The organism is Serratia proteamaculans (assembly GCF_008830365.1).
In the GTDB taxonomy this organism is placed as follows: domain Bacteria; phylum Pseudomonadota; class Gammaproteobacteria; order Enterobacterales; family Enterobacteriaceae; genus Serratia; species Serratia proteamaculans.
In genome coordinates, this window is sequence record NZ_WBKI01000005.1 from 221,904 (window position 1) to 235,590 (window position 13,687).

Sequence of the window (13,687 nt, forward strand, 5' to 3'; positions counted from 1 at the left end):
TGCAGTGGCCCCCAACAGGGAGCCAACTTTTTATCGCTCGAGCCGGTATTCTACAACGAGTGGAAATATAATGCTGCGTTAATAGACGCCGGATTAATGAATTCCACCGATGCGGCTAAATCTTACGCCGGTAGGCCATTCGCCTTCCTGCTTTTCAAAACTCATCCAGATAGCCGTGGCCTTACCAACCAGATTTTTCTCTGGTACGAAGCCCCAATAACGGCTGTCGGCGCTGTTGTCGCGGTTATCACCCATCATGAAGTAATGACCCGCCGGCACAACCCACTCCGCCAACTGTTTACCCGGCTGCTGGTAATAAGCGCCCACCTGATCCTGCGTGCCCGGCACGGTCAGAATATGGTGAGAAACATTACCCAGACTTTCCTGGCGTTCACGCAGACGGATGCCCCCCTGCGGCACGTTTTCGCTCAGCGGGATTTGGTAGAAACCGTTGCTGGCTTCGCCCATGCCGCTGCGGCTGAACAACTGGACAAAGTCGCTTGGCTGCGCATCGTTGTAAGTCACGGCCAATGCGGTATCGCATGACTGCCCGCTGTTACACGAAGGCTGAACCGTCACACGCTTATTGATTGGATCGTAACTCACACGGTCGCCCGGCAGGCCCACCACACGCTTGATATAATCCAGTTTCGGATCCAGCGGATATTTAAATACCGCAATATCACCGCGTTTCGGATGACCGGTTTCAATTAGCGTGGTCTGGGTAATAGGATCTTTAATGCCGTAGGCATATTTCTCCACCAGAATAAAATCACCAATCAACAACGTCGGCATCATAGAACCGGACGGGATCTGGAAAGGTTCGTAAATAAACGAACGCACCACAAAAACCAGCAACAATACCGGGAAAACCGACGCACCGGTTTCAATCCAACCCGGTTGTTTCGCCACTTTTGCCAGCGTTTTATCGTCTACTGCGCCCGCAGTCTGTGCATTCACCGCCGCAATCTTGGCTTGGCGGGCCGGCGCCCATCTGAAGCGCTCAAAGGCCCAGATGATCCCGGTAACCAATGTGGCCAGTGCCAGGATCAGGGCAAACATATTCGCCATGCAAACTCCCTAGTTACGCGACTCTATCGCTGTTACTTACTTGTCCTTGCCAACGTGCAGAATGGCCAGGAACGCTTCTTGCGGCAACTCTACGTTACCGACCTGCTTCATGCGTTTCTTACCGTCTTTCTGTTTCTGCAGCAGCTTCTTCTTACGGCTGACGTCACCGCCGTAGCATTTAGCCAGAACGTTTTTACGCAGCTGTTTCACCGTCGCACGCGCGATGATATGGGTTCCGATAGCGGCCTGAATGGCAATATCGAACTGCTGACGTGGGATCAGCTCTTTCATCTTCTCTACCAGCTCACGGCCACGGTACTGCGAGTTGTCGCGGTGAGTGATCAGCGCCAGCGCATCCACGCGCTCGTTGTTGATCAGCACGTCGACACGCACCATGTCAGAGGTCTGGAAGCGTTTGAAGTTGTAATCCAGTGAAGCGTAACCACGCGAGGTGGATTTCAGACGGTCGAAGAAGTCGAGCACCACTTCCGCCATCGGGATTTCGTAGGTCAGCGCAACCTGGTTACCGTGGTAAACCATGTTGGTCTGCACACCACGTTTCTCGATACACAGGGTGATCACGTTACCCAGGAACTCCTGCGGCATCAGCATGTGACATTCGGCGATCGGCTCACGCAGCTCTTCGATGTTATTCAGTGGCGGCAGCTTGGATGGGCTATCAACGTAGATAGTCTCTTTGCTGGTGGTTTCCACTTCATACACTACCGTTGGCGCGGTGGTGATCAATTCCAGATCGTATTCACGCTCCAGACGCTCCTGAATGATCTCCATGTGCAGCAGGCCGAGGAAGCCACAGCGGAAGCCGAAGCCCAGCGCGGTGGAGCTCTCTGGCTCGTAGAACAGGGAGGCGTCGTTCAGGCTCAGTTTGCCCAGGGCATCGCGGAAGGATTCATAGTCGTCGGAGCTGATCGGGAACAGGCCAGCATAAACCTGCGGCTTGACTTTTTTGAAGCCCGGCAAGGCTTTGTCTGCCGGTTGACGAGCCAGTGTCAGGGTATCGCCCACCGGTGCGCCAAGGATGTCTTTAATTGCACAGACCAACCAGCCTACTTCACCACAGTTCAACACGTCGCGATCGACTCGTTTCGGGGTAAAGATGCCCAGGCGATCGGCATTATAGGTTTGGCCGGTGCTCATCACCTTGATCTTGTCGCCCTTGCGCATGGTGCCGTTCTTAACGCGCACCAGGGAAACAACACCCAGGTAGTTATCGAACCAGGAGTCGATGATCAGTGCCTGCAGTGGCGCTTCCGGATCGCCTGCCGGGCTCGGAATATCACGCACCAGGCGTTCGAGCACTTCTGGCACGCCGACGCCAGTTTTGGCCGAGCAACGCACCGCATCGGTAGCGTCGATGCCAACGATATCTTCAATTTCCTGCGCAGCGCGATCGGGATCGGCAGCCGGCAAGTCAATTTTGTTCAGCACCGGCACCACTTCCAGATTCATATCCAGTGCGGTGTAGCAGTTAGCCAGCGTCTGGGCTTCTACGCCCTGCCCGGCATCAACCACCAGCAGTGCGCCTTCACAGGCGGCCAGTGAACGGGAAACTTCGTAGGAGAAGTCAACGTGTCCAGGCGTGTCGATAAAGTTGAGCTGGTAGGTTTGGCCATCCTGCGCCTTATAATCCAGCGTCACGCTTTGCGCTTTAATGGTGATGCCACGCTCGCGCTCAAGATCCATAGAATCGAGCACCTGCGCGGCCATTTCACGTTCGGACAAGCCACCGCAAATTTGGATAATACGGTCGGACAGCGTCGACTTACCGTGGTCAATGTGGGCAATAATGGAGAAATTTCGTATATGCTTCATTATAAAAGTTTTTCTGCCTTGGTATTTCTGAATTACTCGCCTATAGAAACCCGCATGGACCTAAAGCGACAGTGAATGGGTTCGGCCGTCTTGCGCCTGAATCGCTGCATTCTACATGCCACAACACTGAAAACCTAGCGATCGGTGCAGTGAAGGCATTCTATTATGTACACTTTAATGTTACAGGGCGCTCCGGGTTATGAAAGCAGATGTTAACAAAGCCCAACGCAGTCAAAACGGTCAGTTATGATAACCTTTCCTTCTCCTATCCCCTCACCTGTCGCCTGCGGGATAGGGCATTAATACATAACCGCCAATAACGCAATAAACCCCCTCCTAATTCTGGATAAAATAATATCCGGATCAACATCTTAGAATTGCACTTCACTCCCCAGGCTTTAGGAAAAACCCGATATACGCTGACCGGTTGCTTCTATAGAAATGTGGGTGAACACCGCGATAAAACATAATTCAGGGCACTACATCGGCATGCCCACCGGGGTTCATCAGCCTATCTCTGCGTATTGATTGGAAGGTGCATAATGATCGATAAAGGGCCAATGCTGAGCCGGCACGACTTTTCAAAGGTCAATTGGGGCATTCTGGCAGCGGCGGCGCTGTTGTTAACTCTCGGTGCGGCACTGCTGTTACTGCCACTACTGAGCAACATGGATGAAAATGAGGTACTGACCTTACTGCAAACCGGCGCAGCAACTATTGTACTCGGCTGCACTTTGCTGGCGCTGCGCCATTGTCTGCGGCCAACGTTGACCTATCGCCTGTACGAGCACGGTGTTCGGGTGATTAACCCGCATAGTCATAAAGAACGATTTATCCCCTTTGAAAAAATCGGTGATATTTATCGTTTTCGCGGTGGGCGTCTGTTTGGCGGGGTATTCGATGTGATGGCTTTCCGCACCTCGGCTGAACAGCCCTGGTGCCCGGTATTCAGCAATGTTTCCCACTCCTGGCGGCTGGCAGATACCATTATCGCTCAGCAGATCCAACAGCGTGGGCCGCAAGCCTTGAATGCGCTGTATCAGGGGGAAATGCTGTCGTTTCACTACCTCAGCTGCGGCGCTCGCTGGCTGAATCAATTACTGCCTGGACAGCGGAAACGACCGTCAACCCAAACACTGAGTCTGAGCTCAACGGCACTGATCACAGCACAGGGATCTATCCCGATTGAGCAGATCCGCGAACTGGAAAATAATCCGCAGCGCGGCACCATTCGCCTGCTGGATAATCAGGGCAATGCGTTATTTACCATCGGATATTTTTCGCTGCTCAGCGCCGATCTTTTTATCGCGCTGCTGGAACATATGATCTACACCCGCATCACCGCCTACCATAACCCGGCGATGACGCGGCAGCAGTTTTAAAGCTGAGGTGAGTTTTCCGTCTGCAGGCGCATGGCCCCAGGCGGTAAACCAATTTGCAAAACGATGGGTTGGTAATTCGCCCGTTCACCGAGGCGATGTGCCAGACTGCGTGCCAGCATAAAGGCCGCAACCCCGCCAAGCAGTGCGCCCAGCGCGGCAGATGCATCGGTGCCCAGCCAGTATTGCAACAGGCTGCCCCCCAGCATCATGCCCAGCAGCGGCGTCAGATAAACCAGCATTGCTGAACGCAACAGGCTGCCTTCAGCAATGCCCACCTCAACCCGCTGGCCCGGCTCGAGCGGCTGCTCAATACGCACCTGCAGTTGGTGTTCGGTTTCCGGCACCAGCTCATTCAACGCGCGCGCGCCACAGCCAGAACGGGCCGTACAACTGCCACATCCTGCTTTCGGCTCACAGCGCAGCAGCGCAACACCTTGTTGCCACGAAACAACCGTAGCCCACTCTTTCATCATTGTGGTGGCACCTTGAAGGAAATGCTGTCAGCAATTCGTTTAGCCGTCGCCGGCGGCAATTCGCCAACGATAGTGATCTCATTGCCGTTACGGACTTCGGTCTGGATAGTGCGACGCCCCTGACGATAATACTGCTGACCGACACCGCTGCCCGCAGGGCTGACGTTAACCGAGAAGCTGAACAAACCATCGCTGTAGAGCCGTGATTCAACAGGTTCAGTCACGTTCGGCAATTTGCGGCGGTTACGTGCAATTTCATCCACCCCAGCCGGTAACCAGCCCGTGCTCCAGCTCAACTTGATTTTATCCACTGCAGGAAGCGACAACAACGGTGGCAGGCTAGCCTTGATCAGCCCCTCCATTGCACTTTGCACCTGCGGCCCGACCACAAACGAAATCACCCGGTATTGCTCCAGCGTTTCGCCGTCGCGGTCGATCAAATCCACCCTCAGCGGCAGCTTGGTGGCTTCATCCATCCAGACAATATAGCTATAGCGTGAACCATCGCGAGCCACCACGCGGATCACTTCGCAGGGACGATCGGAAATGCGGGTGCTGCCGACGGAGATGAAATCGTAATATTTCGCCAGGCGGTCAAAATCAGCATAAACAATGGCCGGCAACGCATCGACGATGTGATCGCCAGACAGCGTGAAGGGCTCCAGGCCGGGTTCGAAATAGCTGATCCCCCCGCCGCGCTGCAGTACTTCACGGCGTGGGCCGTCCATATGCAGTAATTGGCCGAGCGGCTGCTGGTCGATCATCGCGTGGCGGTAGCGCAGCGATTCGATCCCCTGCTTGCTGATGCTGATATAGGCGAGTTCATAATTGAGCGAACGGCTGGCACTACTCATCTGTTGTAACAACGCCCCGGACGCAGAGGGCTGCGCCGGGGCGATGTTTGAGTAGAACAGGCTGCCCGTCAATAGACAGACGGAGAACCAAAGTTGCTTCATTACTGCTGTTGCATTCCTAAAGACTGAGTTCCGGGTACCTGAACGGCAGCCTGTTGTGGGGTGCTTTGCTCAAGCTGCAGCCGATCAGAATGCAAACGACGTTGCAACTCATAATCTTGCAGCATAGCGTTAATGCGTTTGCGTTGTTCCTGCACCTGCTGCTGTTGACCGCTGCCGGTGGAGAAACTGTCTGCCGGCACGCCAAGGCTAACCGGTGACGCCTGCCCCATGATCGGCAGGGTATTGAATGCCGGTGATTCAGCAGCGCCAGATTGTGCAGCCGGTTGATTGTATTGTTGGACGCCTACAATCACCGCCAGCGACACGCATGCCGCCATACCAATCTGTGTGATCTGGCTAGCCCAAGGGCGAACTTTGTGCCAGAACGGCATTTTCTGCCAGGTGTGCGGTTGCGGCTGAGATTCTGGAACTGCAGAAGGAACCAGACGTGCAGGTTCTTTCTCAAGTGCAGCAGCAACACGATCTGCGATATCGAGATGCATGACTTGTCCGATATCACCCCGTAGTGTGTCACGTATCAGGTGATAGCTCTGCCAGCTTTGTTGAAGCGCCCTGTCTTTAGACAATGAACTCAGTAGCTCGCTGTCGAGCGATTCTCCATCCATCAGAGCGGAAAGCTTTTCTTTCTGCATGCCTAAGTACCCTTCCTGTGTTCGCCATTGCTAACGTTGAATCAGCGGTTGAACTTTATTATCGATAGCCTCCCTGGCGCGGAAAATACGCGAACGTACGGTTCCGACCGGGCAATCCATGATGGCAGCTATTTCTTCGTAGCTTAGACCATCCAACTCCCGCAGGGTAATCGCCATGCGAAGATCCTCAGGGAGAGACTCAATGGTACGGAAAACTATCTGTCTCAGTTCTTCTGACAACATTAAGTTCTCAGGGTTCGAAATTTCTTTCAGTGCGCCCGCACTTTCGTAATTTTCGGCATCGTTGGCATCCACATCGCTGGATGGCGGACGACGGCCCTGAGCCACCAAATAATTTTTTGCCGTATTCACAGCAATTCGATACAACCAGGTATAAAAAGCGCTATCCCCACGGAATGATTCCAGTGCGCGATAGGCTTTAATAAACGACTCCTGTACCACATCCGGCACATCGCCCTGCGGTACATACCGAGAAACGAGACTCGCCACTTTATGCTGGTAACGAATCACCAGTAAGTTAAACGATTTCTGATCGCCCTTTTGGACCCGCTCAACCAGAACTTGATCCGTTAACTGCTCGCTCATCCGAGGTAAACTCTCCCCAAATCCGTCTCCACGCGTAAAATTGTACTGCCAGCCATACATTATTTTCCTGAGCAAGCACTCGCTTGGAGTTCATACAGAACACGAAGTTCCGTATTGCCATTGTTTTTTATGTTGATGTCACCCATCCGTGGCTTTTGCCCGGACAATTAGGCTAACATGAATTTCACTCTTCTTCTGCACACATCATACGCTATGCAACCATCATCTGAACATGTTAGCGATGTACTGATCGTCGGCAGCGGTGCTGCCGGCCTGTCACTGGCGTTGCGCCTGGCGCAGCATTGCAAGGTTACCGTACTCAGCAAGGGGCCACTCAACGAAGGCGCCACCTTTTATGCCCAAGGCGGGATCGCCGCGGTTTTCGATGAAACGGACAGCATTGCCTCACACGTTGATGACACTTTGATTGCCGGAGCCGGCCTGTGTGACAAAGACGCCGTTGAGTTTATCGCCGGCAATGCTCGCCACTGCGTGCAGTGGTTGATCGATCAGGGAGTCTTGTTCGACACCGAGGTCAACGCTCAGGGCGAGGCACATTACCACCTGACGCGGGAAGGCGGGCACAGCCATCGCCGTATCCTGCATGCGGCCGATGCTACTGGCAAAGAAGTAGAGACCACCCTGGTTGGGAAAGCAAGCAACCACCCGAATATTTGCGTGATGGAACGCCGTAATGCGGTCGATCTAATCACCTCAAACAAAATTGGCCTGCCGGGCACCCGTCGTGTCGTCGGCGCCTATGTCTGGAACCGCGAACGGGAGCAGGTAGAAACTTACCGCGCCAAAACGGTCGTGCTGGCGACAGGTGGTGCGGCCAAGGTGTATCAATACACCACCAACCCGGATATCTCTTCCGGAGACGGCATCGCCATGGCCTGGCGCGCCGGTTGCCGGGTCGCCAACCTTGAATTCAACCAGTTCCACCCGACCTGCCTGTTCCACCCGCAGGCACGTAACTTCCTGCTGACCGAAGCGTTACGCGGTGAAGGGGCTTATCTGAAGCGCCCGGACGGCAGCCGCTTTATGCCCGATTTTGACCCACGCGGCGAACTGGCACCGCGAGACGTCGTGGCACGCGCCATCGACCATGAAATGAAGCGTCTGGGTGCGGACTGCATGTATCTGGACATCAGCCATAAGCCAGCCGAATTCATTACCCAGCATTTCCCGATGATCCATGAAAAACTGCTGACGCTGGGCTTTGACCTGACAAGCCAGCCGATCCCTATCGTCCCCGCAGCGCACTATACCTGTGGCGGCGTGATGGTCGATCAGCACGGCCGCACCGATCTCGACGGGCTGTACGCCATTGGCGAGGTTAGCTACACCGGCCTGCACGGGGCCAACCGCATGGCGTCAAACTCACTGCTGGAATGCCTGGTTTATGGCTGGTCGGCGGCAGAAGACATCATGACGCGTCTGCCGTTTATCAAGCTGGCCAAACAGCTACCGCAGTGGGATGAAAGCCGGGTGGACGACGCCGATGAGCGAGTGGTGATCCAGCACAACTGGCATGAGTTGCGGCTGTTTATGTGGGACTACGTAGGGATCGTGCGCACCACCAAACGACTGGAGCGCGCGCTGCGCCGCATCAATACGTTACAGGCAGAAATTGACGAGTACTACGCCAACTTCCGCATCTCCAACAACCTGCTGGAACTGCGTAATTTGGTGCAGGTGGCAGAGTTAATCGTCCGCAGCGCCATGGAGCGTAAAGAAAGCCGCGGGTTGCACTACACGCTGGATTACCCGGATCTACTGCCGGAAGCGCTGCCGACCATCCTGCAACCATAATGATACCGTCAGGGCACCCATAAAGGTGCCCTGTTCATTTCAGTAGAACAGGTAAAAATCGGTAATCAGACGGCGGAAATCATCGGTGTAACTGCCATCGTCCAACTTGATAGCCAGTTTCTGTTCGGTTTCTTGTTCGGCGGGCTGACGCGTCAGGGCCAATAATACCCGATGCATTGGCGTATCCGCGCGATCGCTGACATTCAGCCGCTGCGCCGTATGCCAGCCGCGTAACTGTGCATTGCTTTCGAAAGCGCCACCAATATCATGGGGCAGCACTACGCAAAAAATCCCCTTCGGTGCGATCAACTGCTCCGCACTGGCCAACAGAGCATCGTGGGTCAGGGTTTCGGTATAGCGTGCGTTGTGGCGCGCCTGGTCACGGCAGGCAACCGCTGGCTCGAAATACGGCGGGTTACTGACGATCAGATCGTATTCACCGGCATGATGCTGGGCAAAATGATGAATGTCCTGTGCATGGACCTGAATGCGCTGCGGCCAGGGGGACTCCTGCACATTGTCACGTGCCTGTGCGACAGCAGCCTCGTCCAGTTCCACCGCGTCGATCAGCACGTTCTCGGCCGAACGCTGCGCCAGCATCAGCGCGATCAATCCGCTGCCGCTGCCGATATCCAGCATTCGTTGCGCCTGCGCCAAGGGTGCCCATGCACCGAGCAACACGCCGTCGGTGCCCACTTTCATTGCACAGCGATCGTGAGCAACAAAAAATTGTTTGAAGGTAAAACCGCCGCGACGCGGAGTAAAACTCGCTTTCGATTGAGTGCTCACAATAACCACCTGAATACAAAACTCGCGTAGCATAAGGCAATCTGATTTTTGGGAAAAGACATGCTTTCCGCTTAAATAGGTGAAGAACGCGGCCAACCCGTCTATAATCGGCGCCCCAAGTAGAGGTAGACCATGACAGTAACCAATTTTTCCGAGCTCGAACTCGATGAACGCCTGATAAACGCCCTGCGCGATAAAGGCTACGAACGCCCAACCGCCATTCAAGCCGAGGCGATCCCGCCTGCGATGGATGGGCGCGACGTATTGGGTTCGGCGCCGACCGGCACCGGCAAGACCGCTGCATTTTTGCTGCCGGTATTGCAACATCTGCTCGACTTCCCACGCAAGAAGTCCGGCCCACCGCGCGTACTGATCCTGACCCCGACACGCGAGCTGGCGATGCAGGTAGCCGATCAGGCACGTGAACTGGCTGCTCATACTTCGCTGGATATCGCTACCATCACCGGTGGCGTCGCTTATATGAACCACGCAGAAGTCTTCAGCGAAAACCAGGACGTGGTCGTTGCCACTACCGGTCGTCTGCTGCAGTACATTAAAGAAGAAAACTTCGACTGCCGCGCGGTAGAAACTCTGATCCTCGATGAAGCCGACCGTATGCTCGACATGGGCTTCGCGCAGGACATCGAAACGATTTCTGCCGAGACCCGCTGGCGTAATCAGACCCTGCTGTTCTCCGCGACGCTGGAAGGCGATGCCATCCGCGAATTCGCCGAACGCATTCTGAAAGAGCCGGTAGAAGTCGAAGCTGACCCGTCACGCCGCGAGCGCAAAAAGATCCTGCAGTGGTACTACCGTGCAGACGACGTAGTGCACAAAACCGCCCTGTTGGTGCATTTGCTGCAGCAACCGGACGTGCAGAAATCTGTGATCTTCGTGCGTAAGCGTGAGCGCGTGCATGAACTGGCAGCCTGGCTGCGCGAGGCGGGCATCAACACCTGTTACCTCGAAGGTGAAATGGTGCAGGCCAAGCGTAACGAAGCGGTAAAACGCATGATGGACGGCCGTGTCAACGTGCTGGTCGCTACCGACGTTGCCGCTCGTGGTCTGGATATCCTGGATATCACCCACGTGTTCAACTTCGACATGCCGCGCACTGCGGATACCTACCTGCACCGCATCGGCCGTACCGGTCGTGCCGGACGCAAAGGCACCGCAATCTCGCTGGTTGAGGCACACGACCACCTGCTGTTGGGCAAAGTAGGTCGTTACCTGAACGAGCCGCTGAAAGCGCGGGTGATCGAAGAGCTGCGTCCATCAACCAAAGTGCCAAGCGAAAAAAGCAACGGCAAACCTTCCAAGAAGGTGATGGCCAAGCGCGCTGTCGACAAAGAAAAGAACAAAGAAAAAGCCAAGGTGAAAGTACGCCATCGCGATGCGAAAAACGTGGGCAAACGCCGCCAGCCAAAGGCCAAGCCTGAGGGCAACGGCGCGAAATAATGCTGCCGTAGTGAAAAAACCGCCTCCATTGACCTGAAGGCGGTTTTTTTATACCCGTTACGGCTGCACGTAATGCGTCGCCCGCTGATGGGCTTTCAGCCAGGCATTCAGTTGACGGTAACGATCGCGCATGTCTTCACTTTGCAACGACGTCGGCGTCTGTGAGAAATAGAACTGGAAGGTCACTCCCTGCTGGTTACGGGCTTTTGCATCGGCCCCGGCCTGCAATAGCATCAACGCCAATTGCGGTGCATTGATTTTTGCCGCTACGTGCAAAGGTGTATCCCCCAACCGATCGCTCAGCGTAACATCCGCCCCAGAGACCAACAACAACCGCAGTTGCTCCTCTCGTCCCGCCAATACCGCAGCCGCCAACGGCGTGGCACCGGTTACCGCATTACGCGGGTTAACCGCCACACCCTGCTCCAGCAACAACCGCAAATACTGCGGATCCTGCACCGCCGCGGCGGTATGCAGTGCGCTGTTGCCATCCAGCCCCGGCGTGGCGGCATCGGCCCCCAGCTCTAGCAGTGAGCCCAGACTTGACGGTTGCTGCGACAGTATCGCCCATTGCAGCAAGGTGACCTGACGGTCGCCCTGCTCGCGCAGTCGCCCCTGCGTGGCCTGTTCGGCAATACTCTGCACATCACCGCGCGCCACCGCCTTAGCCAGCGCCGCATTGCCGTGTCCGTTAAACGGAGAGATATCCTGATTCATCTGTTGTTCCTTAGCCATCATCAGCAAACCGGCGATCGCCGTCAGCAGCAGCATGGCGATAATTAACGCCTGCCGTACTCGTCGCCTGTCAGGCATTGGCTTTCGCCTCCCAGGGCTTTTGCTCCGCCATCGAACCGATCACCTTATCGATACCGTGCGCGGTCAGGCTACGATCCACATGTTTGCTTGGCCGCCAGTCGTCAATGCCGCTCAGAGTGTCGTTATTGGCCAACGTGATTTTATGCCCAATAGCGTCCGGGATCAGCGAAGTGGATTCCTGCGTGCCGGTCAGCATGTCGTATTGCTCACTGTAACGGCGGATGCCTCCGGCTTGCGCATCCTGTTTCGCCGCTGCCGGATCGATCCCCATACGGTTCAGCGTGTAATCGGACACGCCCGCAGCGTTAAAGGTGACCGCCACCGTGCCGGTCGCCAGCGCCGCCGTTGCCGCCAGGCCACCCCCTAACGAATGCCCGGCAATCACCAACGCATCACCAAACGCCGCCTTGGCGCTTTTGGCAACCGCGACCGCCTGATTGTACTGCACATCATCATAGCCGGTTGCCTGCCGCACATTGCTCAGCCAGTCGCGCATATCATTGGTACCCGCGAAGGCCAATACATATTGATGATTATCGCTGTAAATGCCGGCCTGAAAACCCGATGCCGAGTCATGCAGGCTGGCGGGATCAATGCCTGCGCCGAGCAAAGCGCTGTCGCTCAACCGGCTAAATCCGTCAACACCTTGGCCGGTGATGCTGTAAACATCTTTAGCCAATAACGCCAACGTATAGTCCCCTTGCTGGGACTGCTGCCCACGTGTCACGCCCTGATTTGCAGCCACCGGTGCAGCGGCCGACATATCGCTCACCAGCGTATTCAGCAGGTGCTGTGCATTCAGGCTGTTAGTGGAAAGCGTGGCCGCCGGGGCCTTGGTCGGTGGGGTTTCTGTTAGCTGAGGTGAACTCGGTGGTTCGGGCAACGCGCGCGCCACTGGGGGCTGGATGGCCGCGGAACTGACCGCAGAGGTAAAACTCAAAGACATACTCATGCCGACTCCTTGTCGATAGACTTATCTATGCCGCACCCCAATGGGTGCTGCTTTAGCTATCGGCAGGTCGGAGCAGTTCTGTAATTCGGGCGATTATCTTTGCGAGGAATGTGATCCGGGTTCAGTTTCTGGCGAGTACAGCAATAAAAAAGGGAGCCGAAGCTCCCTTATTAACCACGCGGGTAATTACAGGCTTTCTGTAAAGGTACGTGTAATCACGTCACGTTGTTGTTCTGGCGTCAGCGAGTTGAAACGCACCGCATAGCCGGACACACGAATGGTCAATTGCGGGTATTTTTCTGGGTGCTTAACCGCATCTTCCAGCGTTTCACGGCGCAGTACGTTCACGTTCAGGTGCTGCCCCCCTTCCACGCGCACGGTAGATTGCATTTCCAGCGGCACTTCGCGGTACTCGATCTGGCCCAGATCGCTGACCGGTACGACCTGGTCTTCTGTGTATTTGTCTTTAGCGCAAACGCAGCGGGCTTCGGATGTTTCATCATCCAGCAGCCAGAAAGAGTTCAGTAGCGCCTGGTCGTTCGCTTTCGTGATTTGAATACCAGTAATCATTTTGTTGCCTCCGTACAAGGGCGAAAAATTCTACTTCGAGAAAAAACCAATCCTGGTTTCGGCCATTTGGTAAAACCATTGTTGTCTTGTTGTTCTGTATACCAGTCTGGCCGGGGCAATTCTTTGATTAAAGTCAATTTTCACGGGGTACCCACACGGCGACAAGGGGCAAGTTTATGTTTTATGTCAATTTTCCCCACAAAGCACTTCGCAATTATTTTTGTAAATTATCAACAATTTTTGCATCTGTCGCGATAACGCCAGGATAAAAGCGGGTTTCACTGTGTGGAGCTAAACGGTAAGCTATACCCAG

General features: G+C 55.1%; 13 protein-coding genes. 3 read left to right on the top strand and 10 right to left on the bottom strand.

The window, feature by feature from the left end; genetic code table 11:
• Positions 1 to 93 precede the first annotated feature (93 nt).
• Positions 94 to 1,071: a signal peptidase I gene (gene lepB / locus F8R23_RS18450; RefSeq protein WP_112348585.1), complete on the bottom strand. Its 978-nt coding sequence runs from the start codon at positions 1,069 to 1,071 to the stop codon at positions 94 to 96.
• Positions 1,072 to 1,107: 36 nt separating this feature from the next.
• Positions 1,108 to 2,904: a translation elongation factor 4 gene (gene lepA, locus F8R23_RS18455; RefSeq protein WP_112348584.1), complete on the bottom strand. Its 1,797-nt coding sequence runs from the start codon at positions 2,902 to 2,904 to the stop codon at positions 1,108 to 1,110.
• Positions 2,905 to 3,446: 542 nt separating this feature from the next.
• On the opposite strand from lepA, the gene F8R23_RS18460 reads away from it, so the two are divergent.
• A complete protein-coding gene (locus F8R23_RS18460) occupies positions 3,447 to 4,286 on the top strand; it encodes a hypothetical protein (RefSeq protein ID WP_112348583.1) in 840 nt (279 codons plus the stop codon).
• Here the strand turns inward: F8R23_RS18460 and rseC are convergent.
• From rseC to rpoE, 4 genes are read right to left on the bottom strand one after another with little or no spacing between them, the layout of a single operon-like run.
• A complete protein-coding gene (gene rseC / locus F8R23_RS18465) occupies positions 4,283 to 4,759 on the bottom strand; it encodes a SoxR-reducing system protein RseC (protein WP_129938961.1) in 477 nt (158 codons plus the stop codon). The two genes, F8R23_RS18460 and rseC, sit on opposite strands and share 4 nt — an antisense overlap.
• The gene (gene rseB, locus F8R23_RS18470; protein WP_129937426.1) at positions 4,756 to 5,715 is read right to left on the bottom strand and encodes a sigma-E factor regulatory protein RseB; all 960 of its coding nucleotides are present in this window, start codon (positions 5,713 to 5,715) and stop codon (positions 4,756 to 4,758) included. The genes rseC and rseB overlap by 4 nt, the downstream gene beginning before the upstream one ends.
• Positions 5,715 to 6,368, bottom strand: a complete 654-nt coding sequence (gene rseA, locus F8R23_RS18475; RefSeq protein ID WP_112348580.1) for an anti-sigma-E factor RseA — start codon at positions 6,366 to 6,368, stop codon at positions 5,715 to 5,717. Before rseA ends, rseB begins: the two co-directional genes overlap by 1 nt.
• Positions 6,369 to 6,398: 30 nt before the next feature.
• The gene (gene rpoE, locus F8R23_RS18480) at positions 6,399 to 6,974 is read right to left on the bottom strand and encodes an RNA polymerase sigma factor RpoE (RefSeq protein WP_012146382.1); all 576 of its coding nucleotides are present in this window, start codon (positions 6,972 to 6,974) and stop codon (positions 6,399 to 6,401) included.
• 213 nt (positions 6,975 to 7,187) lie between these two features.
• On the opposite strand from rpoE, the gene nadB reads away from it, so the two are divergent.
• Positions 7,188 to 8,789, top strand: coding sequence for an L-aspartate oxidase (nadB, locus tag F8R23_RS18485; RefSeq protein ID WP_170925066.1), 1,602 nt, complete (start codon positions 7,188 to 7,190; stop codon positions 8,787 to 8,789).
• A 39-nt stretch (positions 8,790 to 8,828) separates the two neighbouring features.
• Here nadB and trmN read toward each other — a convergent pair whose 3' ends face one another.
• Positions 8,829 to 9,611 (bottom strand): tRNA(1)(Val) (adenine(37)-N(6))-methyltransferase TrmN, encoded by a 783-nt coding sequence (gene trmN / locus F8R23_RS18490; protein WP_129938960.1) that lies wholly within the window; start codon positions 9,609 to 9,611, stop codon positions 8,829 to 8,831.
• A 99-nt stretch (positions 9,612 to 9,710) separates the two neighbouring features.
• Here trmN and srmB point away from each other — a divergent pair, with 99 nt between their 5' ends.
• A complete protein-coding gene (gene srmB, locus F8R23_RS18495) occupies positions 9,711 to 11,036 on the top strand; it encodes an ATP-dependent RNA helicase SrmB (protein ID WP_085118366.1) in 1,326 nt (441 codons plus the stop codon).
• A 57-nt stretch (positions 11,037 to 11,093) separates the two neighbouring features.
• Here srmB and F8R23_RS18500 read toward each other — a convergent pair whose 3' ends face one another.
• The 3 genes from F8R23_RS18500 to grcA form a co-directional block, all read right to left on the bottom strand.
• A complete protein-coding gene (locus tag F8R23_RS18500; RefSeq protein WP_129938959.1) occupies positions 11,094 to 11,849 on the bottom strand; it encodes an ankyrin repeat domain-containing protein in 756 nt (251 codons plus the stop codon).
• Positions 11,842 to 12,804, bottom strand: a complete 963-nt coding sequence (locus tag F8R23_RS18505; protein WP_129937428.1) for a Tle-like phospholipase domain-containing protein — start codon at positions 12,802 to 12,804, stop codon at positions 11,842 to 11,844. Before F8R23_RS18505 ends, F8R23_RS18500 begins: the two co-directional genes overlap by 8 nt.
• Positions 12,805 to 12,990: 186 nt before the next feature.
• Positions 12,991 to 13,374, bottom strand: a complete 384-nt coding sequence (gene grcA / locus F8R23_RS18510) for an autonomous glycyl radical cofactor GrcA (RefSeq protein ID WP_112348576.1) — start codon at positions 13,372 to 13,374, stop codon at positions 12,991 to 12,993.
• Positions 13,375 to 13,687: the final 313 nt, after the last annotated feature.

Coding starts and splice junctions, on each gene's coding strand:
- lepB (WP_112348585.1), bottom strand. CDS start 1,071: ATGGCGAATATGTTTGCCCTGATCCTGGCACTGGCCACATTGGTTACC.
- rseC (WP_129938961.1), bottom strand. CDS start 4,759: ATGATGAAAGAGTGGGCTACGGTTGTTTCGTGGCAACAAGGTGTTGCG.
- F8R23_RS18500 (WP_129938959.1), bottom strand. CDS start 11,849: ATGCCTGACAGGCGACGAGTACGGCAGGCGTTAATTATCGCCATGCTG.
- rseB (WP_129937426.1), bottom strand. CDS start 5,715: ATGAAGCAACTTTGGTTCTCCGTCTGTCTATTGACGGGCAGCCTGTTC.
- F8R23_RS18505 (WP_129937428.1), bottom strand. CDS start 12,804: ATGAGTATGTCTTTGAGTTTTACCTCTGCGGTCAGTTCCGCGGCCATC.
- F8R23_RS18460 (WP_112348583.1), top strand. CDS start 3,447: ATGATCGATAAAGGGCCAATGCTGAGCCGGCACGACTTTTCAAAGGTC.
- rpoE (WP_012146382.1), bottom strand. CDS start 6,974: ATGAGCGAGCAGTTAACGGATCAAGTTCTGGTTGAGCGGGTCCAAAAG.
- srmB (WP_085118366.1), top strand. CDS start 9,711: ATGACAGTAACCAATTTTTCCGAGCTCGAACTCGATGAACGCCTGATA.
- rseA (WP_112348580.1), bottom strand. CDS start 6,368: ATGCAGAAAGAAAAGCTTTCCGCTCTGATGGATGGAGAATCGCTCGAC.
- trmN (WP_129938960.1), bottom strand. CDS start 9,611: ATGCTACGCGAGTTTTGTATTCAGGTGGTTATTGTGAGCACTCAATCG.
- grcA (WP_112348576.1), bottom strand. CDS start 13,374: ATGATTACTGGTATTCAAATCACGAAAGCGAACGACCAGGCGCTACTG.
- nadB (WP_170925066.1), top strand. CDS start 7,188: ATGCAACCATCATCTGAACATGTTAGCGATGTACTGATCGTCGGCAGC.
- lepA (WP_112348584.1), bottom strand. CDS start 2,904: ATGAAGCATATACGAAATTTCTCCATTATTGCCCACATTGACCACGGT.